General features: G+C 72.0%; 22 protein-coding genes and 1 pseudogene. 11 read left to right on the forward strand and 12 right to left on the reverse strand.

All coding sequences use genetic code 11. From position 1 onward, the window contains the following. Nucleotides 1-56: 56 nt before the first annotated feature. From K4B79_RS02020 to K4B79_RS02040, 5 genes and pseudogenes are all read left to right on the forward strand, one after another. On the forward strand, nt 57-2,438 hold the full coding sequence (locus K4B79_RS02020) for a hypothetical protein (protein ID WP_232024402.1): 2,382 nt from the start codon (nt 57-59) through the stop codon (nt 2,436-2,438). Between the two features lie 39 nt (nt 2,439-2,477). Next, entirely contained in the window at nt 2,478-2,891 is a 414-nt protein-coding gene (locus K4B79_RS02025; RefSeq protein ID WP_232024403.1) for a hypothetical protein, read from the forward strand. Between the two features lie 212 nt (nt 2,892-3,103). Further along, on the forward strand, nt 3,104-3,724 hold the full coding sequence (locus K4B79_RS02030) for a hypothetical protein (RefSeq protein WP_232024404.1): 621 nt from the start codon (nt 3,104-3,106) through the stop codon (nt 3,722-3,724). Nucleotides 3,725-3,777: 53 nt separating this feature from the next. Beyond that, nucleotides 3,778-4,200 carry an acyl-CoA thioesterase gene (locus K4B79_RS02035; protein ID WP_232024405.1) on the forward strand — a complete coding sequence of 141 codons (423 nt, stop codon included), beginning with the start codon at nt 3,778-3,780 and terminating at the stop codon, nt 4,198-4,200. A gap of 128 nt (nt 4,201-4,328) precedes the next feature. After that, nucleotides 4,329-4,919: pseudogene (locus K4B79_RS02040) on the forward strand (MFS transporter); the annotation flags it as partial. Nucleotides 4,920-5,018: 99 nt separating this feature from the next. Here the strand turns inward: K4B79_RS02040 and K4B79_RS02045 are convergent. Continuing rightward, complete coding sequence (locus K4B79_RS02045) at nt 5,019-5,870, reverse strand: SDR family oxidoreductase (protein WP_269462970.1); 852 nt, start codon at nt 5,868-5,870, stop codon at nt 5,019-5,021. 97 nt (nt 5,871-5,967) lie between these two features. On the opposite strand from K4B79_RS02045, the gene K4B79_RS02050 reads away from it, so the two are divergent. Next, nucleotides 5,968-6,771, forward strand: a complete 804-nt coding sequence (locus K4B79_RS02050; protein WP_232024407.1) for a helix-turn-helix domain-containing protein — start codon at nt 5,968-5,970, stop codon at nt 6,769-6,771. Here K4B79_RS02050 and K4B79_RS02055 read toward each other — a convergent pair. From K4B79_RS02055 to K4B79_RS02085, 7 genes are all read right to left on the reverse strand, one after another. Beyond that, nucleotides 6,758-8,158 (reverse strand): nucleobase:cation symporter-2 family protein, encoded by a 1,401-nt coding sequence (locus K4B79_RS02055; protein ID WP_232024408.1) that lies wholly within the window; start codon nt 8,156-8,158, stop codon nt 6,758-6,760. The genes K4B79_RS02050 and K4B79_RS02055 overlap by 14 nt on opposite strands. 242 nt (nt 8,159-8,400) lie before the next feature. After that, the gene (locus K4B79_RS02060; protein ID WP_232024409.1) at nt 8,401-9,777 is read right to left on the reverse strand and encodes an 8-oxoguanine deaminase; all 1,377 of its coding nucleotides are present in this window, start codon (nt 9,775-9,777) and stop codon (nt 8,401-8,403) included. Between the two features lie 105 nt (nt 9,778-9,882). Continuing rightward, a complete protein-coding gene (pucL, locus tag K4B79_RS02065; RefSeq protein ID WP_232024410.1) occupies nt 9,883-10,776 on the reverse strand; it encodes a factor-independent urate hydroxylase in 894 nt (297 codons plus the stop codon). 1 nt (nt 10,777) lies between these two features. Beyond that, nucleotides 10,778-11,173 (reverse strand): hydroxyisourate hydrolase, encoded by a 396-nt coding sequence (uraH, locus tag K4B79_RS02070; protein ID WP_232024411.1) that lies wholly within the window; start codon nt 11,171-11,173, stop codon nt 10,778-10,780. 5 nt (nt 11,174-11,178) lie between these two features. Then, nucleotides 11,179-11,688: a 2-oxo-4-hydroxy-4-carboxy-5-ureidoimidazoline decarboxylase gene (uraD, locus tag K4B79_RS02075; RefSeq protein WP_232024412.1), complete on the reverse strand. Its 510-nt coding sequence runs from the start codon at nt 11,686-11,688 to the stop codon at nt 11,179-11,181. An 84-nt stretch (nt 11,689-11,772) separates the two neighbouring features. Beyond that, a complete protein-coding gene (locus tag K4B79_RS02080) occupies nt 11,773-12,138 on the reverse strand; it encodes a helix-turn-helix domain-containing protein (protein ID WP_232024413.1) in 366 nt (121 codons plus the stop codon). Then, nucleotides 12,135-12,386 (reverse strand): thiamine-binding protein, encoded by a 252-nt coding sequence (locus tag K4B79_RS02085; protein WP_232024414.1) that lies wholly within the window; start codon nt 12,384-12,386, stop codon nt 12,135-12,137. Before K4B79_RS02085 ends, K4B79_RS02080 begins: the two co-directional genes overlap by 4 nt. Nucleotides 12,387-12,522: 136 nt before the next feature. Between K4B79_RS02085 and K4B79_RS02090 the strand changes: the two genes are divergently transcribed. Beyond that, on the forward strand, nt 12,523-13,344 hold the full coding sequence (locus tag K4B79_RS02090) for a TIM barrel protein (RefSeq protein WP_232024415.1): 822 nt from the start codon (nt 12,523-12,525) through the stop codon (nt 13,342-13,344). Nucleotides 13,345-13,369: 25 nt separating this feature from the next. Then, the gene (locus tag K4B79_RS02095) at nt 13,370-14,263 is read left to right on the forward strand and encodes a 2-hydroxy-3-oxopropionate reductase (protein ID WP_232024416.1); all 894 of its coding nucleotides are present in this window, start codon (nt 13,370-13,372) and stop codon (nt 14,261-14,263) included. A gap of 475 nt (nt 14,264-14,738) precedes the next feature. Here the strand turns inward: K4B79_RS02095 and K4B79_RS02100 are convergent, their stop codons facing one another. After that, nucleotides 14,739-15,287, reverse strand: coding sequence for a hypothetical protein (locus tag K4B79_RS02100; protein WP_232024417.1), 549 nt, complete (start codon nt 15,285-15,287; stop codon nt 14,739-14,741). A 269-nt stretch (nt 15,288-15,556) separates the two neighbouring features. Here K4B79_RS02100 and K4B79_RS02105 point away from each other — a divergent pair, with 269 nt between their 5' ends. Next, nucleotides 15,557-15,706 carry a hypothetical protein gene (locus K4B79_RS02105; protein ID WP_232024418.1) on the forward strand — a complete coding sequence of 50 codons (150 nt, stop codon included), beginning with the start codon at nt 15,557-15,559 and terminating at the stop codon, nt 15,704-15,706. Nucleotides 15,707-15,779: 73 nt separating this feature from the next. Here the strand turns inward: K4B79_RS02105 and gcl are convergent, their stop codons facing one another. Then, complete coding sequence (gene gcl, locus K4B79_RS02110; RefSeq protein WP_232024419.1) at nt 15,780-17,564, reverse strand: glyoxylate carboligase; 1,785 nt, start codon at nt 17,562-17,564, stop codon at nt 15,780-15,782. A 247-nt stretch (nt 17,565-17,811) separates the two neighbouring features. On the opposite strand from gcl, the gene K4B79_RS02115 reads away from it, so the two are divergent. Together K4B79_RS02115 and K4B79_RS02120 are read left to right on the forward strand one after the other, a co-directional pair. Next, the gene (locus tag K4B79_RS02115; protein ID WP_232024420.1) at nt 17,812-18,630 is read left to right on the forward strand and encodes a hypothetical protein; all 819 of its coding nucleotides are present in this window, start codon (nt 17,812-17,814) and stop codon (nt 18,628-18,630) included. Nucleotides 18,631-18,761: 131 nt separating this feature from the next. Further along, nucleotides 18,762-19,274, forward strand: a complete 513-nt coding sequence (locus K4B79_RS02120; RefSeq protein ID WP_232024421.1) for a GNAT family N-acetyltransferase — start codon at nt 18,762-18,764, stop codon at nt 19,272-19,274. Nucleotides 19,275-19,284: 10 nt separating this feature from the next. On the opposite strand, the gene K4B79_RS02125 is transcribed toward K4B79_RS02120, so the two are convergent. After that, nucleotides 19,285-20,865 (reverse strand): AMP-binding protein, encoded by a 1,581-nt coding sequence (locus K4B79_RS02125; protein WP_232024422.1) that lies wholly within the window; start codon nt 20,863-20,865, stop codon nt 19,285-19,287. Continuing rightward, a complete protein-coding gene (locus tag K4B79_RS02130; RefSeq protein WP_232024423.1) occupies nt 20,862-22,532 on the reverse strand; it encodes an AMP-binding protein in 1,671 nt (556 codons plus the stop codon). The genes K4B79_RS02125 and K4B79_RS02130 overlap by 4 nt, the downstream gene beginning before the upstream one ends. Nucleotides 22,533-22,622: the final 90 nt, after the last annotated feature.

The raw sequence follows: 22,622 nt of genomic DNA on the forward strand, positions 1-22,622 counted from the left end.
TGGGGTACGGGCCCTGATTCCGGGGCCGGGGGGAATCGGGGACCGGGGGGACCCAGGTGTTCTTGCCACATCGGCGTGCGTCGGGCCCGCTTTCGGCCCTACGCGGCCGTCTCACGCTGCTGGTCCTGCTCGTGGTGCTCGCGGGCAGCCCGTGGGTGCAACGGCCGCTGAGGGAGTACTTCGAGCGGAAGCTCTACATCGAGGGTTCCGACAGCAGGCTCCTGCGCTGGCTCTCCGAGGGCGCGTTCGTCCCCCGGTGGGACGTCTCGGCGGATCGGTACGGCAGCACGTCCGCGCTGGTGGTGAACGATCTCGCCACCCTGGCGCTGATACTCGGGCTCGTCCTTCTCGCCTCGCGGACGGCGGCCCGACGCAGGCCGCGCTGGATCCGCTGCCTCGCCGTGGGCGTGCTGGTGTCGGCTCTGTCCAACCTGCTGTGGTGGGGTCTGCACGACGCCTTCGTCTCCAACGTGCGGCTGGCACCGGCCGACCTGCTGCTGGAGAGCCTGCTGCGCAGCGCCCTCGTCTTCGGACTGGCGGTCGGCGCGCTGCTCGCGCTCCTGACGGCCGGTCTGCCGCACACCGCCACCAAGAACCCCGTCGGCGCCCTCGCGGCGCCGCTCCGCCGCTGGAGAGAGGGAGGGCTCGGCATGACGACCGCGCCGGTCCACATGCCGGTCGGGAGCACTCCGGGTGACGTCACCCGGTACCTGTGCGCCGCGGCCTACGTGGACGAAGCATTCGCCGACCGCGTGCTGGAGGACGTCCTGGCCGACGAGGCCGGCGCGGTGGCCCCCTCGCCCGACGTCGACCTGGTGACGGTCGTACGGCACTGTCTGACGGCACAGGAGATGCGGCAGCGCCGGGATCGGCGGCTGCTGGGCGCGTTCACCCTGGTCGCCGTGTTCGCGCCGCTGTGGCTGCTGTTCGTCGGGGTGTTCCTGTCGTCCACCGGCCGGGCGGGCGGCCGGCCCAGCCTGGCCACCCGCGGCCGGCACCAGCCCGGGCGCCGCGTGCTGGTGGGCACGGCCGTCACGGCGGGCATCGCGGTGCTCCTGGCCTTCCTCTTCGGCCTCGCCGTCTCGGCGCTGCCCGCCCCCGCGTTCGTGAGCTGGCTGCTGGGGGCCTACCTGGCCGGGGTACCGGCCGCGCTGGTGTCGGTCGCGGCGGTGGCGCTCGCGTACCTGACGGTCGTAGGCCATGAGCTCGCCGTGGACCGGCTGCTGCGCACGACCCTGACCCGCGAGGCGTTCGCCCGGCGGCCCCGCCCGACCGTGCCGCCGCGGCGGTGGATGGCCGGGCGGCTGGCGGCGATCCGGGAGGCGCAGGAGGGGAACGTCACGGTGTACAGCGGCTACACGCCCTTCCTCGGCTACGCGTCGCCCGCCTCGCGGTGGTCGCTCGCCGTGCCGCTGCTGCCCGCCGACGGCCCCGTCGCCGAGGCGTCGCGTCCGGCCGGGCCGCGGACGTTCACCGTCACCGAACTCGTCGAGCACGTACGCGCGCGGCTGCGGGCGACCGCGACGGCGGCGGACGCGACGGTGGACGGCGTGACGGTCGACGGCGTGACGGTGGACGGCATGGCAGTGGACGGCGTGGCAGTGGACGGCGTGGCGGCGGACCGTGCGCGGGACCTCGGGTCCCTCGTCGTGGAGGACCGGGTCTTCGCGAGCGGCACGGCCGTCGGCGACGACGATCGGTTCGTCAAGGCCACGAGCATCGCCCCGGTCGCCCGCCTGTCGGCCGAGGAGGTCGCGCGGATCATGCGGCACCCGACGGGGGCGGTCCGTCACTGTCTGGCCGTCCATGTGCCGCTGTGGGGCGGGGACGTGGTGCCGAGCGTGTTCCTGCACTTCTCCACCGAGGGCCGCACGCTCCATCTGCACTGCAGCAACCACGTGCTCGGCCCCGTGCGGGCCGACTACCACGTGGTGGACCGGCTGCGCGGGCCCCTCTCCCCCGACGCGCGACGCGGACTGCTGCTGGACGCCGTCCCCCGCACCGGCCGGGCCTTCTTCGCCGCCCCGTTCCGGACGCTGCGGCAGGCCCGCTTCGAGGAACGGCACAGCAGACGCATGCTGGACGAGCTGAAGGCCCTCGAACAGGATCCGGTCTACGACTTCGGCGCCCGGCTGAGCGTCCGGGAGCTGGCGGTGAGCCCCGACTACCACAACTACTTCCAGGTCGTGGACGCCGCACGGATCACGTCCCTGGTGGAGCGCCACACCCTCGCCGCGATCCGGGAGTTCCTCGACGCGCGCGGCTACGACATCACCGACTTCCGCGCCCAGCAGCAGACCATCCTCAACCAGGGTCTGATCCAGCAGGGCGGCATGAGCATCATCGGCAACCAGGCGATCGGCACGGGCGCGACCGCCACGCAGAACGTCCCTCAGCAGTCCGGCGCGACCGCCCCCGTCGGCGGTCCCGGCAAGTAGTCCCCGCGAGTAGTCCCCGCAAGCAGGAGTGGAGTCCTCATGACGAGCAACGACGACGGGCGCCAGGATCCTCCGGTCAACAACGGCCTCATGATCAGCGGTGGCACCCACTACGTAGGCAACCAGGCCGTGGGGCACCGCGCCCAGGCGTTCTCCGGCTCGGTCTCCTTCCAGCCGCAGGACGCCGAGCGTACGGCCGAACTCCTCGGGTACGTCGAGCGGTTGCTGGAGGAGCACCGGGCGGCGCTCGCCGATCCCGAGGCGACGAGCAGGGAACTGCGGCGCCTGCGCGAGGAGCTCGACGAGCCCGAACCGCAGCCCACGGTCCTGCGGCGGGCCCTCGACCGGCTCAACGAGTTCGTCCAGCCGGTGACGCCCCTCGTCGTCGCGGTGGGACAGCTCGCGCAGTCGGTGCAAGGGGTGCCGGGAGTTCCGGGGGTGCCGGGGGTCTGAGGCCGTGATCCGGAGGGGCGGCGGGGTCGAGGGCGGGCCCGGTGGTCGGTGGATGGCGATCGTCGGGTGGTGATCCCCCGGTGATGATCGACGGGTGGAATGTCAGACCCTCGTCGTAGCCTTCGAAGCGACGGGGCCGGTGATCAGGCCGGCGATGAGGTCGGTGATCAGGCCGATGATCCGTACAACCCGTCGCCAGGAAGGAGCGCGCCGTGACCCGACCGCCGACCGCCGCCCAGCGGCGTGTGATCGATGCCGCCGACCCTGTGACCGGGCGTCTGAAGGGGACCGAGGCCCAGCTCGAAGCGCTGGTCAAGCGGGGGCTCGCCTTTCGGCATCCGCGGCCGCCGCACGACCACTTCCTGACGCCGGCCGGGCATCGGATACGCGAGGCCGTCGAGGTGGTCCCCGAGGCCCCGGCGGCGCCCAGTGGGGTGTTCGCCGCCCGCGTCGGGGGTGAGCCGGAGCCGCCGGAGGGCGGGCCGGGCCGGGTCCGTGAGGTGCACAGCGCCTGGCAGGGACTGCTCGAACTGCGCCGGATGACGAACACGGACGGTGACACGGACCGGCCCTGCGGCTGGGAACGCGCCCATCTGGTGCAGGCCGCCGCGCTCGCCCTGGAGGCGGCCGGGCACCCGCCGGAAACAGGGGGCTCGCCCGGCTACCGGGTGCGCGCCACCCCGCAGCCGGAGGCCGTCGCCGTGTACGCGCAGGACGGCGCGAAGCTGTCTGCCTGCGCCGCCACGCTGGAGAAGGCGGGCTGGCAGCCCGGCGAGTACACGGAGCCGCGCACACGGGTCCGCTATCTGCTGGCGTCACCGCGCCGGGCGTGATGGGCATGCCAAGATCGGTCGATCAGGATGTCCACGAACGACAAGGGGAAGCCGTGTCCGAACCGTTTTCCGTCCCGGTGACCGTCCGTGGCTACGAGACGGACGTCCAGGGGCACCTCAACCAGAGCGTCTACATCAACTACGCGGAGCACGCCCGCTGGTCACTGCTCCAGGCCGCCGGGATCAGCCAGTCCGGTCTCATCGGCAGCGGCATCGGCCCGGTCGCCCTGGAAACCACGATCCGCTACCGGCGAGAGCTGCTGGCGGGCGACGAGGTCGAGGTGACCTGCGCCTTCGTGTGGGGTGAGGGAAAGACCTTCACCATCGAGCAGACGATATCCAGGACGGACGGCACGGTGGCGGCCGAGATCACCGCGGTGGGCGGCCTGCTGGACCTCCAGGAGCGGCGGCTGGTGGCGGACCCGCGCGCGTACTTCAAGGAACTGGCGTCGGACCCGAGCCTGTTCGGCCTCTGAACCGCGCAGGCCGCGTAGGCCAGGCAGGCCGAGCATGCCGCGGCCCTACGCGTCCGCCGGTTCCGCTTCGCGCTCGCCGTCGTAGGCCGCGCGGGCCTCGGCGATGTAGACCCTGTTCCGTTCGGCCCATCGCGACGATGTACGGCTTCCAGTTCATCGGCGCGCTCTACGTCCAACAGGTGCTGGGCTACGGCGAGTTGCCCACCGGTACGGCCTTTCTGCCGGCTCCGGTGGCGATCGGCGTGCTCATGCTCGGCCTGTCCGCGCGGACCATCGGCCGGTTCGGCGCGTACCGGGTACTGCTGGCGGGGCTCGCGCTGATCACCGTAGGCATGGCGCTGCTGGGCCGGGCACCCGCCGACGGTTCGTATCCCACCGACGTCCTGCCGCCGCTGCTCCTGCTCGCCGTCGGTTTCGCTGCCGCGATGCCCGCGCTGACCGGGCTCGCCATGTCGGGCGCCCGCGAGGAGGACGCGGGGCTCGCCTCGGGCCTGTTCAACACCACCCAGGTCGTGGGCGGTTCACTGGGCCTCGCGGTGCTCTCGGTCCTGGCCGCGAGCCGGACCGAGGGGCTGCTCACCCAGGGTGCGGACCTCGTCCCGGCCACGGCGGAGGGCTACCAGCTGGCCTTCCGGGTGGCGACGGCGATCGCGGCGGCGGCCCTGGCGCCGGCGGCGGCCCTCCTGCGGCCGGGCTCCGCCGGGACGGGCCGCGGCTGACGCGGGAGGGGTGGCGGGCCCGGCAGCCCGGACGCACGCAGGACCGCGGGAGCCGGGGGCGAGTCCCCCACGGCTACCGGCGTCGGCTCCTCTGCCGCGTCACCCCTCCCCGAACACCCCTGCGTGGTCCCGCGCCCACTCCCGATAGGTCCGCGCCGGGCGGCCGAGGACCTCCGGCACATCGGGGGTGACGACGGCGTTGCCACCCCGGCGGACGAAGGCGGTGGCCACGACGAGACCGTCGGCCACCTCCTCGCCCATGCCCCATCCGAGCGCGTACTCCCGGATCTCCGCCGTCGAGAGGTCCTGTGCGGTGACGGACCGCCCGAGGATCTCGGAGAGCACGGCGGCCTGCCCGGGCACGCTGATCGTCTCCGGCCCGGTGAGCGTGTACGTCCGCCCGGCGTGCCGCTCCTCGACGAGGGCACGCACCGCCACCTCGGACACGTCACGCGGATCGACCACGCCCTGCGGCCCGTCACCGGTCAGGTTCGGCACGGGGTCGCCCGCGCGGATCGCGTCCGCCCAGCTCCGTGTGTTCGAGGCGAACGTCGAGGGCCGCAGGATCGTCCACTCCGCCCCGCTGTCCCGCACGGCGCCCTCCCCCTCGACGTGCCAGAAGGCGCTCGGGCCCAGCTCCGGGTCCCCGGTCCCGATCGCGGAGAGCTTCACCAGACGGGGTACGCCCGCCGCCCGTGCCGCCGCCACCAGGTCGACGTCGTGGCGTGTACCGGGGCCGGGAACGCCCACCAGGAACGCGGCCGTCACCCCGGACAGCGCCGGCTCCAGCGAGCCCGGTTCGCGATAGTCCCCGCGGACCACTTCCACACCGTCCGGCACTCGGGCCCCGGCCGGATCGCGGGTCAGGGCACGCACCTTCTCGCCGCGCGCCGCGAGTTGTCGTACGACTTCACCGCCGATGGTGCCCGTGGCACCCGTCACCAGAATCATGACGACCACGGTGACGGGCGCCCGTCCCCGGTCTCTAGGAGATTCCGGCACGGTCGGAAGCCGCCGTACGGGCGGGTGGCGCGCTTACCGTGGGAGGGTGACCGACGCCCTCGACGAGCACCCCCTCTCCCTGCCCGACGCGCTGCGCCCCTGGATCGCCGACATCGAATCGGTGTCCGCCGAGGGCGAGTTGCCGAAGGCGTTCACCCATGTGCCGGACACCGCGACGAAGGTGGTCGTACGGGTGGAGGACACCGGCCGGCGCGACGCCCTGGTGGTCGGCCCGCGCACCCGCGCCTCGTATCACGCGGAGGCCGGGAAGCGGGTGGTGTCCTGCGTCCGGATGCGCCTGGAACCGGGCACGGTCGGCCCCCTGTTCGGCGCCCGGGCGGCGGACCTCGTCGGACAGGTCGTCCCCCTCGGCGAGCTGCCGACCGGGACCGCCCGCCGCCTCGCCGCCGAACTGATCGACCTGGCACCGGACGAGATGCCGGCCCACCTCGCGAAGCTGCTCCCGAGCCGCCCGGCCCCGGCCGCCGACCGCTCCCGCGCGCTCCTGCTCCGGGCCGCCGTCGACGCCCTGTCCACCCGCCCGGGGCGCACCGCGTCCCAGGTGCAGGACGTCGCCCGCGAACTTGCCGTCAGCGAACGGCAGTTGCGCAACCTCTTCGCCGAGGGCGTCGGCCTCTCCCCCAAGCACTACGTCCGCATCGACCGCGTACGCCATGTCCTCCACCACGCCACCCAGGCCCCCTGGGCGGAACTGGCCGCCACCACCGGCTACTACGACCAGTCCCACATGACCCACGACTTCCGCACCCTGATGGGCGTCCCACCCCGCTCCTTCTTCACGGGCCGCCTGCCGCGGGCCCGGCCCTGCCAGGCGTTCAGCCGGGGGTGACCGCCTCCATCGGGTGCGTCACGTCCTGCGCGTCCCGACCCCCGCCCACATGGTTGAAGACCAGGTTGAGCAGGACCGCCGCCACGCAGCCCGTGGAGATGCCGGAGTCGAGGACGATCCTCGCCGTCTCCGGGAAGGCGTGGTAGAACTCCGGCGCGGTGATCGGGATGATGCCGACGGCGAGGGAGACGGCGACGATGAGGACGTTGTTGTCCTTGTCGAGGCCGGCGCGGACGAGGGTCTGGATGCCGCTGGCGGCGACCGAGCCGAAGAGGACGACGCCGGCGCCGCCGAGGACGGGGCGGGGGACGACGGCGATGAGGGAGGCGGCGACGGGGCACAGGCCCATCAGGACCAGGAAGGCGCCGCCGGTGGCGACGACGTAGCGGCTGCGGATCCTGGTCATCGCCACCAGGCCGATGTTCTGGGCGAAGGCGCTGCACATGAAGCCGTTGAAGAGGGGGCTGATCGCCGAGCCGAGGGTGTCGGCGCGCAGGCCGGCCGCGATGGTCCGCTCGTCGGCGGGGCGGTCGACTATCTCGCCCAGCGCCAGCATGTCGGCCGTGGACTCGGTCATGGAGACCACCATCACCACGCAGAGCGAGACGATCGCCGCCGCCTGGAACTGGGGTGCGCCGAAGTGGAAGGGGGTCGGGAAGCCGACGACGGCCGCGTCGGCGACCGGGCCGAAGTCCGTCGCGCCGAAGGGGATCGCGAGGAGCGTGCCGGCCACCAGGCCCAGCAGGACCGCGATCTGTTTGACGAACCCCCGGGTGAAGCGGCGCAGGAGCAGCACGATGACGAGAGTCGCCGCGGCCAGGCCCAGGTTGGTCGTCGAGCCGTAGTCCCGTGCCGTGGGGTCGGGGCCCTGCGCCCAGCCGAAGGCGACCGGCAGGAGCGAGACGCCGATCAGGGTGATGACGGTCCCGGTGACCACCGGCGGGAAGAAGCGGATCGCCTTGCCGAAGAACGGGGCGGCGAGGAAGCCGAGGAGTCCGGCGACGATCACCGCGCCGAAGATGACCGGCAGGGCGTCGGACCTGTCGTCGGTGGAGGCCACGATCGCGGTCATGGGGGCGACACCGGCGAAGGTGACGCCGTTGACGAAGGGCAGCCGGGCGCCGATGTTCCAGACGCCGAGTGTCTGGAGGAAGGTGGCGAGGCCCGCGGTGAACAGGCAGGCGCCGGTGAGGAAGGTCAGGTCGGTGGCGGAGAGGCCGATGGCCGCGCCGACGATCAGGGGCGGGGCGACGACCCCCGCGTACATCGCGGCCACGTGCTGGAGGCCGGTGGTCGCCATCTTCAGGGCGGGCAGTTTCTCGTCGACCGGGTGGACGACCGGGTCGACCGGGGCGACTGGATCGACTGGGTCTACGGGCACGGGCATTGCGGCTCTCCTCCGGTCGGTTACACGGCAGCTCTGGCGTGGGTTTCAGGGAGGTGGTGCGCGGTCGTGCGGGACCGAGAAGACGGCGGGGGACCGTTCCGGGGCGCGCGCGTCCGACGCGCGCCCCGGTCACGGCCGCCGTGCACCCTTGTGGGGTGCGCGGCCACCGGCCGGGAGCCGTCCCTCCCGGCCGGAGATCAAGTGCCGTACAGGTGTACGGAGTTCAGCGGCGGTACCGGAGTTCAGTGGCCGGCGATCCGCGCCAGCCGCTGCGCCTCCTGGCGCGTGGCGCGGGCGATCGCGTCCTCGTCGGCGGTGAGCAGCCGGTTGTCCTCGACGATCTGGCGGCCGTCGACGAAGGAGGCGGTGACCGGGGCCGCCGCGCCGAAGACCAGCGCGGTCACCGGGTCGGCGATCGAGGCGTGGGCCAGTGTGTCGAGCTTCCACAGGACGAGGTCGGCGAGCTTGCCCGGCTCCAGCGAGCCGATCTCCGCGCTGCGGCCCAGGACTTGGGCGCCGCCGTACGTTCCGAGGCGCAGCGCCTGACGGGCGTTCAGGGCGGCTTCGCGGTGCGCTCCGAGGCGGTTGATGAGCAGGGCGTTGCGCAGTTCGGTGTGGAGTTCGCCGGACTCGTTGGAGGCCGTACCGTCGACGCCGAGGCCGACCGGGACGCCGGCCGCGAGCATGTCCGGGACGCGGGCGATGCCCGCCGCCAGCCGGGCGTTGGACGAGGGGCAGTGGGCCACGCCGGTCTTCGTGCGGGCGAAGGCGGCGATGTCGGAGTCGTTCATGTGGACGCAGTGGGCCATCCACACGTCCTCGCCGAGCCAGCCGGTGGACTCGAAGTAGTCGGTCGGGCCCATGCCGAACAGCTCCTTGCAGAACTGCTCCTCCTCCACGGTCTCCGAGCCGTGGGTGTGCAGCCGCACGCCGAGCCGGCGGGCCAACTCGGCGCCCTCGCGCAGCAGTTCGGTGGAGACGGAGAACGGCGAGCAGGGTGCGACGGCCACCTGGGTCATGGCGTCGAAGGAGGTGTCGTGGTGCCGGCGGACGGTCTCCTCGGTCGCGGCGAGGGCGCCTTCGAGGGTCTCGACGGCGAAGTCCGGCGGCAGACCGCCGTCCTTCTCGCTGCGGTCCATGGAGCCGCGGGCGAGGGTGAAGCGGACACCCATGTCGCGGGCGGCGCCGATGATCGCGCCGGACAGGTCGCCGGAGCCCCGCGGGAAGACGTAGTGGTGGTCCATGGCGGTGGTCACACCGCCGCGGGCCATCATCGCGAGCGAGCCCCGCGCGGCGGCGCGGACCATGTCCTCGTCGATGCGCGCCCAGGTCGGATACAGCGCGACCAGCCAGTCGAAGAGGTTGTGGTCGGTGGCCAGGCCCCGGGTGATCCACTGGTAGTAGTGGTGGTGGGTGTTGACCAGGCCGGGGGTCACGAGATGGCCGGTGGCGTCGATACGGCGGGCGACGTTCGCCAGGCCCTCGGGAGCCCTGCCGGCCCCGACCGACTCGATGCGGTTGCCGGCGATGACGACGTGACCGGAGGAGTGTTCCGTGTCGTGGGCGTCCACGGTCGCGATCGAACAGTTCTCGATGACGATGCGCCGGTCTGCTGCCATGGTTCGTCCTTTGCGCTATGGGGAGAGGGCACGGCAGGACCCCGGGAGTTTGAGTGCCGCGGCCGGCAGGCCTCGCTGTCGGCCGCGGGTGCCGAGAAGGAGTTGCTACAGGTTGCTCAGATCCACCGGGATCCGCGGCTCGACGCCGTCCCGGAGGACGGTGGCCTCGATCAGGCCGTAGGGCCGGTCGGCGGCGAAGTACACCTCATTGTCGTTCTTGAGGCCGAAGGGCTCCAGGTCGACGAGGAAGTGGTGCTTGTTCGGCAGCGAGAAGCGGACCTCGTCGATCTCGTCGCGGTGCTCGATGATCCGCGAGCCCATCTGGTACAGGGTCTGCTGGAGCGAGAGGGAGTACGTCTCGGCGAAGGCCTGGAGCAGGTGCTTCTTCACCTGCGCGTACGACGCTTCCCAGTCGGGCGCGGGCTGCGTGTCGTCGGTCCAGTTGAAGCGCCAGCGACCGGAGACCTCGGTGGCGAGGATACGGTCGTACGCCTCGGGCAGGGTCGTGTACTTGTCCTTGACGTAGCCCCAGAACTCGGAGTCGGTCGAGTTCATGACGGTCAGGTCCTTCAGGCCGGAGACGACCTCCCACGCCGAACCGTCGTACGTGATCTGCGCGACCCGCGTCTCCTGGCCCGTGCGGACGAAGGAGTGGGCGCCCTCGCGGGTGTGCTCGATCCGCTCCCAGCCGTACTCCTCGACGCGGATCCGCGCGGTCCTGATCGGCTCCTGCGAGGTGACGAAGTGGCGGGCCAGGTGGATGCCGAACTGTTCGGCGGACTCGATGCCGTGCTCCTTGGCGAACGCGTACACCGTGTTCTTGGTGGTGTCGGTCGGCAGGACATGGGCGTTGGAGCCGGAGTAGTGGACCTCGTCCATGTCGCCGCTCAGCGACACGGAGACGTTCAGGTCCTTGATGTGGTGGGTGGCGCCGTCCCGCGTGATCTTGACGACTCGGTTCTCGGCCTTGCCGTACTGGTTCTGGCCCAGGATGGGCATGCTAACTCCCTCGGTATACGGAGTAGCCGAACGGGTTGAGCAGCAGCGGTACGTGGTAGTGCTCGCCCGGCACGACGGCGAACGTGATCGCCACCTCCGGGAAGAACACACCGGCACCGCTGTCCCGGTTCGCGGGGGCGTCCTGCTGCGCATCGGCTTGCTTGTTCGAGAAGTACGGTTCGACCTCGAAGTCGAGCCGTACGTGGGTGGTTCCCTCCGGCAGGGCCGGCAGGTCCTTGCACCGTCCGTCCCCGTCGGTCGCGCTGCCTCCGAGCGCCTGCCAGTCCGCGTCCCGTCCCGGCCGGGCGGCGAGCCGGACGGCGACGCCCTCGGCGGGGCGGCCGACGCTGGTGTCCAGGATGTGCGTGGACACCGAGGCGGTCGTGCTCGTGCTCATGGTGCTCAGTCCTCTTCGACGATGCGGGCGAGCCGGATACGGTTGATCTTGCCCAGCTCGGTGCGGACGATCTCGCGTTCCAGCTCGGGCGGGTTGCCGATCCGCTCCTTCACCGCGTCCCGCATCTGCTCACCGGTGCGGCCGGTCGCGCAGATCAGGAAGACATGGCCGAACCGCTCCTGGTAGGCCAGGTTCAGCTCCAGCAGTTCCGCCCTGAGGGCCTCGGAGGCGCCGGCCATGCCGCGCTGCTCGCGGGCGGAGGTCGGGTCGCCGGGCTTGGGGCGGCCGATCGGCGGGTGGCCGGCCATCGCCTCGGCGAGGTCGTCGGCGGTCAGCTCGGCCATGGCGGCGTCGCCCGCGGCGTAGAGGTCCTGTGCCGTCGCGTAGGGGCGGGCGGCGAGCAGACGCCGAGCCCACGCCGTGGAGGCGCACACCTCCCGGAGGACCGCGTCGGCCGCGTGCTCCTCCAGGCCGTTGAACCGGGCCAGGCCCAGGGACGTGGATGTCGAAGTCACGGGAGTCAGCTAACGCCTCCACGCGACATCACGTCAACACTTTGTTGAAAATTCGGGGTTACGAAACCCGGGTGGGCCCGCTCCCTACGATTTGTCCCGGTTCAGATAGTTGTAGACCGTGAAGCGGCTGACCCCGAGGGCGCTCGCCACGGTCTCCACGCCGTGCCGCACGGAGAAGGCGCCGCGCGCCTCGAGTATCCGTACGACCTCCTGCTTGGCCTTGCGGTCCAGGTCGGCCAGGGGCCTGCCCTTCCTGCGCTCCATGGCGGCCAGGATGTGATCGAGGGAGTCCGCGAGCTGCGGCAGCCGTACGGCGACGACGTCGACGCCCTCCCAGGCGAGCACGACGTCGTCGGGGCCGGCCTCGTCGGGCGGGACCATGTCGCCGCCCATGGCGTCGACCAGCGGCTTCACTGCCGCGATGAAGGGCTCGTCGCCCGTGCCGGTCACGCCCCGCCCTCCCCGATCACGTTGACCTGGAGCGAGATCCGGGTGGCGCCGGACTCCAGGGTCCTGCGCAGCAGGGCGTCCACGGCGTCGAGCACCGCGTCGGCGCCCCCCTCCGCGGTGTTGCCGAAGGGGCCGACGTCCACCGCGTCGAGCTCGGCCGCCTCGATGACCTCACGGGCCACCAGCGCGTGCGCGGGGGCCTCGTCGAGATCGAAGGGCTCGGTCGTGAACTCCACTCTCAATCGCACGGGCACAACCTAACGCGCTGTGTCGTTTTCCGCCGAGCCCTCTTGACAAGCTCCGACACCCGACGGCAATCTTCCAATAAGCAGAAACCAACTTCCGCAATACGGAAATACTCGACACGGAAGGGGAGCGCCCGCGATGGGATTCGCAGAGCAGCGCTTCAACGTCAACCTGTCGATCCTCTTCACGGAACTCCCGCTCCCGGAGCGTCCCGCGGCCGCCGCCGCGGCGGGCTTCACCGCGGTCGAGCTGTGGTGGCCCTGGGTCGACTCCCCCACCCCCGAGCGGTCCGAGCTCGACACCCTGAAGAGGGCGATCGAGGACGCGGGCGTCCAGCTCACGGGCCTGAACTTCTACGCCGGGCAACTGCCGGGCCCCGACCGGGGCGCACTGTCGATCCCGGGCGAGGAGTCGGAGCGGTTCCGCGCCAACATCGACGTGGCCGCCGACTTCGCCGGGTCGCTGGGCGCCACGGCGCTCAACGCCCTGTACGGCAACCGCGTCGAGGGCGTGGACCCGGCCGAGCAGGACGCGCTCGCGCTGGAGAACCTGGAGCTCGCGGCCCGGGCCGCCGACCGGATCGGCGCGATCCTGCTGATCGAGGCCCTCAACAAGGCCGAGTCGCCGCTGTACCCGCTGGTGAGCGCGCCCGCCGCGGTGGGCGTCGTCGACAAGGTCAACGAGGCGACGGGCCTGGGCAACGCGCGTTTCCTGATGGACCTCTACCACCTGTCCATGAACGGCGAGGACCTGCCGGCGGTGATCGAGGAGTACACCCCGAAGACCGGCCATGTGCAGATCGCCGACACCCCCGGACGCGGCGCGCCCGGCACCGGCTCCCTGCCGTTGGCGGACCTCCTCGACCAGCTCGGCAAGTCCGGTTACGACGGCTGGGTCGGCCTGGAGTACAAGCCCGGCGACCGACCGAGTTCCGAGGCCTTCGACTGGCTGTCCCGCTGACTCCCCGCTACGTGAGAGGCACCCCATGAGCAGCACACTCCCCCGGATCGCCTGGATAGGCCTCGGCATCATGGGCTCCCCCATGTCCGAGAACCTGATCAAGGCGGGCTACGACGTCACCGGCTTCACCCTGGAACAGGACAAGCTGGACCGCCTGGCCGCCGCCGGCGGCACCGCGGCCTCCTCGATCGCCGAGGCCGTCCGGGACGCCGACGTCGTCATCACCATGGTCCCCGCCTCCCCGCAGGTCGAGGCGATCGCCTACGGTCCCGACGGCATCCTGGCCCATGCCCGCCCCGGCGCCCTGCTGATCGACATGTCCTCGATCACCCCGCAGACCTCGGTCGACCTCGCGAAGGCGGCTGCCGCGAAGGGCATCCGGGTCCTGGACGCCCCCGTCTCCGGCGGTGAGGCGGGCGCGATCGAGGCCGTGCTGTCCATCATGGTCGGCGGTGAACAGGCCGACTTCGACGAGGCACGGCCGATCTTCGAGGCGCTGGGCCGGACCATCGTGCTGTGCGGTCCGCACGGCTCGGGCCAGACCGTGAAGGCCGCGAACCAGCTGATCGTCGCCGTGAACATCCAGGCGTGCGCGGAGGCCGTGGTCTTCCTGGAGAAGTCGGGCGTGAACCTGAAGGCCGCGCTGGACGTCCTGGGCGGCGGGCTGGCCGGCTCGACCGTGCTGACGCGCAAGAAGGACAACTTCCTCCAGCGCGACTTCAAGCCGGGCTTCCGGATCGACCTGCACCACAAGGACATGGGCATCGTCACGGACGCCGCCCGCACCGTCGGCGCGGCCCTGCCGGTGGGCGCCGTGGTCGCCCAACTCGTCGCGAGCCTGCGCGCGCAGGGCGACGGGGGCCTGGACCACTCGGCGCTGCTGCGCGCCGTGGAGCGGCTGTCCGGCGCCCCGGTCTGACCCGAGACTTCCGGTCCGCGGCGGTGCCGACACCTGTCATGTCGCGCCCAGGCCCGCCGCGGACCGGAAACCCACGCCCCGCCCCGCGCGGGGCCGAACTCCCTTCCCGCGCCCGGCCGCCGGGGGGACCCGGATGAGGGGTGGTCCCCCGGCACCGGGCGCGGGGAGGGTGAGGACCGCGGCGGCGCGCGAGCCAGTGCGGTGGTGAAGGTCCGGGGCCCGCTTCTTCGACCTGAGGGAGGCGGACCCGCGGTTCCGTCGCCGCCGCCGCGGTCCCGACACCATCCCCCGCCACACCGGCCCGAGAGCGCCGGATACGGAACGGTCCCGTATCCGGCGCTCTCGGGCGTTTCCGGACCCGGCGCCCCTCCACCCACGTACGCCACCGTGCGTACGCCGCCTACGGAACCCTCAAATCAACCTCTGAACCGGCGTCGCGAGGCTTCAACCGCCCCCTGCCGAGGGCACATTCTCGTCACGTGGGGCCCGCCGGCACGGGGGCGGCGGGCCTCACGCCGGGGGTGTCATGGACAGCGGTACGACGGTCCGGCTGGAGCCGTGCGCGGTCGCGCTGCTGCGGGGCGGTCCCCGCGCCGCCGTCACGGTCGCCGTGCTCGCCCTGCGTCTGCGGGGCGTCGCCGACGCCGGCCGACCGGGCACGGTACGGGCATCGGGGGAGCCCGTGGGCGCGGGGCAGACCCTGCCCGCCCTGTGCGCGGCCGTCCTCGCCGCCCTTCAGGAACCCGTGGCCGTACGGGACTTGGCGGCGGTGCCGGGCGTACGGCGGGCGCTGGGAGAGCTCCGGGGCGACCTCGTGAGCGCCGGTCCGTGGCGCGGGTTTCCGCCCCACCCGACCCGCGCCGGGCGACGCGCGCTCGACGCCCGGTGCGCGGCCGTCCTCGCCCTTCTTCAGGAACCCGTGGCCGTACGGGACTTGGCGGCGGTGCCGGGCGCACGGCAGGCACAGGAAGAGCTCCGGGGCGACCTCGTGAGCGCCGGTCCGTGGCGCGGGTTTCCGCCCCACCCGACCCGCGCCGGGCGACGCGCGCTCGACGCCCGGTGCGCGGCCGTCCTCGCCCTTCTTCAGGAACCCGTGGCCGTACGGGACTTGGCGGCGGTGCCGGGCGCACGGCAGGCACAGGAAGAGCTCCCGGCGCGACCTTATGAGCGCCGGTCTGGCGCGTCGGCTCCCACCCGACCCGCGCCGGGCGACGCGCGCTCGACGCCCGGTGCGCCGAACGACCGCTCCCCCGCGACCGCAAGGGTCTGTCGGCGGACGACATCGTCTCGGCGGTGGCCCTGCACGGCGAGCCCGCCCTGCGCGTCCTCTCGGGTCGCTTCGCCCTGCGGGCCGGACTGATCGCCCGCGTCGAGGTGGCGGACAGCGGTCTCCCATGGCACTCCGCGCGCTCGCCGTACTCCTGCGGGGCCGTCTCGGACTGAACCCCGCCGGGGCATGCCGAAGGGGCGGCCCTCCCTCCGGCGGGCCGCCCCTTCGATGAAGTCACCGGGCGCGTCAGACCTTCAGCGTCCTGATCGAGGTCGGGGCGTGCCCCGGCTCGGTGGCGATCTCCTCGAACTCCACGACGTTGCCGATGTCGTTGGTGGTCGACATCGAGATGTTGGTGACGCGCTCCAGGATCGCCTCCACCACGACCGGCACCCGGAACTCGGCGGCGAGCTTCTTCGCCTGCTCGAAGGCGGCGCCCAGTTCGTTCGGGTCGGTCACCCGGATCGCCTTGCAGCCCAGGCCCTCGGCGACCTTGACGTGGTCGACGCCGTAGACGCCCAGTTCGGGCGAGTTGATGTTCTCGAACTCCAGGTTGACCTGGAAGTCGATGTCGAACGCCCGCTGCGCCTGGCGGATCAGGCCGAGGTAGGAGTTGTTGACGAGGACATGGACGTACGGGATCTTGTGCTGCGCGCCGACGGCCAGCTCCTCGATCATGAACTGGAAGTCGTAGTCGCCGGAGAGGGCCACGACCTGCGCGTCCGGGTCCGCCGTGGCGACGCCCAGCGCGGCCGGGACGGTCCAGCCGAGCGGGCCCGCCTGACCGCAGTTGATCCAGTGGCGCGGCCGGTAGACGTGCAGCATCTGGGCGCCGGCGATCTGCGAGAGGCCGATGGTGGAGACGTACCGGGTCTCGGGGCCGAAGGCCTTGTTCATCTCCTCGTAGACGCGCTGCGGCTTGATCGGGATGTCGTCGAAGTGCGTACGGCGCTGGAGGGTGGCCTTCTTCTCCTGCGCGGCGGCGGCCCAGTCGGAGCGGTCGGGCAGCCTGCCCGCGGCCCTCGACTCCCGCGCCACCTCGACGAGGAGCGTGAGGGCGGCCTTCGCGTCCGAGGTGATGCCGAAGTCGGGGGCGAAGATCTTGCCGATCTGGGTGGGCTCGATGTCGATGTGGACGAAGGTCCGGCCGGCCGTGTAGACGTCGAGCCTGCCGGTGTGGCGGTTGGCCCAGCGGTTGCCGATGCCGAGGACGAAGTCGGACTCCAGGAAGGTGGCGTTGCCGTAGCGGTGCGAGGTCTGGAGGCCGACCATGCCGGCGTTCAGTTCGTGGTCGTCGGGCAGGACGCCCCAGCCCATCAGGGTCGGCACGACCGGGATGCCGGTCAACTCGGCGAACTCCACGAGGAGTTCGCAGGCGTCGGCGTTGATGACACCGCCGCCGGCGACGATCAGCGGCCGCTCGGACTCGTTGAGGAGCCGGAGCGCCTTCTCGATCTGGGCGCGGGTCGCGGCGGGCCGGTAGGCCGGGAGCGGCTCGTAGGTCTCCGGGTCGAACTCGATCTCCGTGAGCTGGACGTCGATCGGCAGGTCGATCAGGACCGGACCGGGACGGCCGGAGCGCATCAGATGGAAGGCCTGCTGGAAGACGCCGGGGACCTGGGCGGCCTCCAGGACGGTCACCGCCATCTTCGTGACCGGGGTGGCGATGGACGCGATGTCGACGGCCTGGAAGTCCTCCTTGTGGATCACGGCGGTCGGGGCCTGGCCCGTGATGCACAGGATCGGGACGGAGTCACCGGTCGCGGAGTACAGGCCGGTGATCATGTCGGTGCCGGCCGGGCCCGAGGTGCCGATGCAGACGCCGATGTTGCCCGGGTGGGTGCGGGTGTAGCCCTCGGCCATGTGGGAGGCGCCCTCGACGTGCCGGGCGAGGGTGTGGTGGATGCCGCCGGAGGCCTTGAGCGCCGCGTAGAAGGGGTTGATCGCCGCGCCCGGGACGCCGAACGCGTCCGTGACGCCCTCGCGCTTGAGGATCTCAACTGCCGCGCGGGCAGCGGTCATTCGAGCCATCGAGTACTCCTGCTTCGGCTGTCGGAGTGCCACTCCCGTCGCGCCCTGCGGTGAGCTTCTTCCGTATCGCGGAAATTAACTTCTACTATCTGGAAGCAATGTAAGGCGCGGCCCAGGGAGCGTCAAGGGAGTGGGCGCCGGCCGGCGACGGGTGGTGTGGCGTTGGCGCAACTTCCTGTCGCCGCCGCCCGCGGGAGAGCACTATGGAGCCGCTGTCGCTGTCCGACGCGAGGTTCTGGAGTGGGCCATGGCCGAGAGCATGCCGGTGCGGTGCCCGGCCTGCCGCCGCGAGCATCTCTACGCCGCGCCGCCCTACCCGTGCGTGTGCGGTGCGCCCGTCTCGCCACCACTGGACCCCCGGGGCGTCCCGACGACCGTCACGCACCGGGCCTGGGACGACGGCTGGATCACCCTCCGGTGCGGTGCCTGCGCCCGCGAGAACCAGTGGCCGTACCCGGAGCTGGGCTGCACGTGCGGGGCCGTCCTGCGGATCGCGGTGGCCGACGCGTCCGGCGTGACGGGGGTGGCGGCTGAGGGCGATGCGTCCGCCGAGAGCGGGGCGGTGCCGGAGCGGGATGTCTCCGTCGAGCCCGGGTCGGTGCCGGAGCGCGGCGCGTCCGCCGAGACCGGGCCGGTGCCCGAGCGCGGCGTGTCCGCCGGGGCCGGGCGTGACGGTCGCCGTCGGGCCTTCCAGCCCATCGCGATCCGTACCGCCCGGGACGCGGTCACCGTCGCGGCCCTGTATCTGCGGTGGCTCGGCTACCAGGACATCCGGCGGGCCGACCAACGGCCGCCGTCGGGCATCGGCCTCGCCGCCCGTGGTCTGCTGGCCCAGGTGGATCCGACCGTGCGCCCCGCCTCCGAGCGGGACGTGGAGTGCCTCTGGCTGACCGCCATGACCGAGTCCTCCCGCTGCGTCTACTTCTCCCTCGCCGGCTACGCCGACCCCGCCCGCCACCGCGCCGACTCCCTCGGCATCCCCCTCTTCGTCCTCGACCTCACGGGCACCCCGCAGCCGGTCAACACCCTCGCCGACGAACTCGACGCGACGGGGGCACAGGCCTGACGGCCTCGTACCCCAGGGTGGGGAAGGCCGGTCGCGGCCGGAGACCGGCACCGGCGGAAGGCCGAGTGCCGGGCACGCGCGGGGCGGAAATCGGCTCGCCCTCGGCGGGGCCGGGGGATCAGACTCGGTGGGTGCGTATTCGCGGTGGGGCCGTCGACGAGTTCGAGGTGGTCCGGGAGATCGAGCGGGCCGCGGGGGCGGCGTTCCGGGGGCTCGGGATGGGGGCGGTCGCCGACGACGAGCCGCCCGGGGCGGACGTGCTGGAGGGGTTCCGCCGGGCGGAGCGGCTGTGGGTCGCGGTCGACGAGGGGGACCGGCCCGTCGCCTATCTGATGGGGGAGCCCGTGGACGGCGCCTTCCACGTCGAGCAGGTGTCGGTCCACCCCGATGCCGCCCGGCGGGGCGTGGGCCGGGCCCTGCTCGCGTACGCCGCCGATCACGCGCGCGGGCAGAACCTCACGGCGCTCACCCTGACCACCTTCGCCGAGGTGCCGTGGAACGCGCCCTACTACGCCCGCCTCGGCTTCCGCGTCCTGGACGAGGCCGACCTCACCCCCGGCCTGCGCCACATCCGCGCCCACGAGGCGAGCCTCGGCCTCGACAGATGGCCACGGGTCTGCATGCGCCGCCCCCTCGGCGACTAGCGTCCGCCCACTACCCCGCGTACCTCTCCCGCAGCTCGACCTTGCGGATCTTCCCCGACACGGTCATCGGGAAGGACTCCAGGATCCGCAGCCGGCTGGGCACCTTGTAGTGGGCCAGCCGGCCCTCGCAGAAGGCGCGCAGTTCCTCCAGGGTGGGCGGGTCGGCCGGGTCGCGCGGGATGACGCAGGCGAGGACCTCCTCGCCGTAGTGCTCATGAGGGACGCCGACGACCTGGACGTCCGCGATCTTCGGGTGGGCGTAGAGGAACTCCTCGATCTCGCGGGGGTAGATGTTCTCGCCGCCCCGGATGATCATGTCCTTGATGCGGCCGACGATCTCGACGTAACCGTCCTCGCGCATCACCGCCAGGTCACCGGTGTGCATCCACCGTCCGCTGTCCACCGCCTCCGCGGTCTTCTCGGGCTCGTTCCAGTAGCCGAGCATCACGCTGTAGCCCCGGGTGCACAACTCGCCCGCGGTACCGCGTGGTTGGGTGGCCCCGGTGGCCGGGTCGACGATCTTGACCTCGATGTGCGGCAGGACGCGGCCGACCGTGGCGGTGCGGTGTTCCAGGTCGTCGTCCCGCCGGGTCTGCAGGGACACCGGGGACGTCTCGGTCATGCCGTAGCAGATGGAGACCTCCGCCATGTGCATCTCGGCGACCACCCGCTTCATCACCTCCACCGGACAGGGCGAGCCCGCCATGATGCCGGTGCGCAGGGAGGACAGGTCGTACGTCGCGAAGTCGGGCAGGTTCAGCTCGGCGATGAACATGGTCGGGACGCCGTACAGGGAGGTGCAGCGTTCCTGCTGGACCGCCCGCAGGGTGGCCGCGGGTTCGAAGGACGGGGCCGGGATGACCACGCAGGCGCCGTGCGAGGTGGCGGCCAGGTTCCCCATCACCATGCCGAAGCAGTGGTAGAAGGGGACGGGGACGCAGATCCGGTCCTGCTCGTCGTAGGCGACCAACTCCCCCACGAAGTAACCGTTGTTGAGGATGTTGTGGTGGGAGAGCGTGGCCCCCTTGGGGAAGCCCGTCGTGCCCGAGGTGTACTGGATGTTGATGGGGTCGTCGCAGGACAGTTCCTCGTACGGCACCGGTGTGCCCCGGGACAGGAACGCCTCCCAGCCGGGGTCCCCGATGTACACGGTCTCCCTCAACTTCGGGCACCTGCCCCGCACTTGCTCGACCATCGCCCGGTAGTCGCTCGTCTTGTGGCCGAGGGAGGCGAACAGCAGGGAGACACCGGCCTGGTTGAGGACGTACTCGACCTCGTGGGTGCGGTAGGCCGGGTTGATGTTCACCATGACCGCGCCGATGCGGGCGGTGGCGTACTGGACGAGCACCCACTCGGGGCAGTTGATCGCCCAGATGCCCACCCGGTCGCCCTTGACGACCCCGCTCGCGAGCAGTGCGTACGCCAACGCGTCGACGTCGGCGGAGAACCGCGCGTAGGTCCAGCGCCGCCCGGAGGGCACGTCGACGAGCGCCTCGCGGTCCGGCCAGGCGGCGACCGCCCGGTCGAGGTTCGCGCCGATGGTGTCGCCCAGCAGCGGTGTCGTACCGGTCCCGTGGGTGTAGGAGTTCACCGGAAGTCCTCCTCGCGGTATTCGGCGTCCGAGCCGGCGGCCGTGGCCTCGCGCAGTTCGATGCGGCGGATCTTGCCGGAGACGGTCTTGGGCAGGCCGCCGAACTCCAGGCGGCGGATCCGCTTGTAGGGGGCGAGGACCTCGCGGGAGTGCTCGAAGAGCACCTTCGCGGTGTCGGGTCCGGGCTCCCAGCCCTCGGCGAGCACGACGTAGGCCTTCGGGACGGCGAGCCGCAGCTCGTCGGGCGCGGGCACGACGGCCGCCTCGGCCACCGCCGCGTGCTCCAGCAGGGCGCTCTCCAGCTCGAAGGGGCTGATCTTGTAGTCGGAGGCCTTGAAGACATCGTCGGCCCGACCGACATACACGACATAACCGTCTTCGTCCCGGCTGCCGATGTCGCCGGTGCGGTAGTAGCCGCCCGCCATCGCCTCCGCCGAACGGTCGGGGTCGCCGTGGTAGCCGGTCATCAGGCCGACGGGCCGGGTGGACAGGTCGAGCGCGATCTCGCCCTCGGCCGCGCCGGGCGCCCCCGAGACCGGGTCGAGGAGCTCCACCCGGTAACCGGGGCTGGGGCGGCCCATGGAGCCGGTCTTCAGTTCCTGGCCGGGGCTGTTGGAGACCTGGACGGCGGTCTCGGTCTGGCCGAAGCCGTCCCGGATCGTGACGCCCCAGGACCGGCGGACCTGCTCGATGACCTCGGGGTTGAGCGGCTCACCGGCGGCGACCACCTCGCGCGGCGGGGTGCGCAGCTGGGTCAGGTCGGCCTGGATGAGCATGCGCCACACCGTCGGCGGGGCACAGAACGTGGTCACCCCCGCGCGGTCCATCTCGGCCATCAGCCGGGCCGGGTCGAAGCGGGTGTAGTTGTGGACGAAGACGGTCGCCTCGGCGTTCCAGGGGGCGAACAGGTTGGACCAGGCGTGCTTGGCCCAACCGGGCGAGGAGATGTTCAGGTGCACGTCCCCCGGCTTCAGACCGATCCAGTACATCGTCGCCAGGTGCCCGATCGGGTAGGACACGTGGGTGTGCTCGACCAGCTTGGGGCGGGCGGTCGTACCGGAGGTGAAGTACAGCATCAGGGGGTCGTCGGCCAGGGTCGGGCCGTCGGGCAGGAACTCGGCGGAGGCGGCGTAGGCGTCCTCGTAGGGCTGCCAGCCCTCCTGGAGGCCGCCGACGGCGGTGCGCGTGTAGTCACCGGGCACGTCGTCGAACTTCGCGGCGTCCTCGGCGCGGACCAGGACGTGCCGCACCTGTCCGCGCTCCACCCGGTCGCGCAGGTCGGCGGGGCCGAGCAGCGGGGTGGCCGGGATGACGACGGCCCGCAGCTTCATCGCGGCGAGCGCCGTCTCCCACAGCTCGGCCTGGTTGCCCAGCATGACCAGGATCCGGTCCTCCGCCCCGACCCCGCGCTCGCGCAGCAGGTTGGCGACCCGGTTGGAACGTTCGGACAGGTCGGCGAAGGAGAGCCGGATCTCCGAGCCGTCCTCCTCGACGATGTGCAGGGCGGTCCGGTCGTTGCCGTCCGCGATCACGTCGAACCAGTCGAGCGCCCAGTTGAAGTGCGCGGGCCGCGGCCAGGTGAAGCCCTCGTAGGCCGTGGTGTAGTCCTCGCGGTGTTCCAGCAGGAAGTCACGCGCGCTGCGGAAGAGCTCCGTCGCCGTCGTCATCCGTTCGTCCTCCTTGATGCCGGCACCATTGCCGGGCGGCTCCATGCCATCGTGTAATCCGTGATGCAGGTCTCACTACCCCCGAACGGG

The sequence above is a fragment of the Streptomyces lincolnensis genome, assembly GCF_021173675.1.
In the GTDB taxonomy this organism is placed as follows: domain Bacteria; phylum Actinomycetota; class Actinomycetes; order Streptomycetales; family Streptomycetaceae; genus Streptomyces; species Streptomyces lincolnensis_B.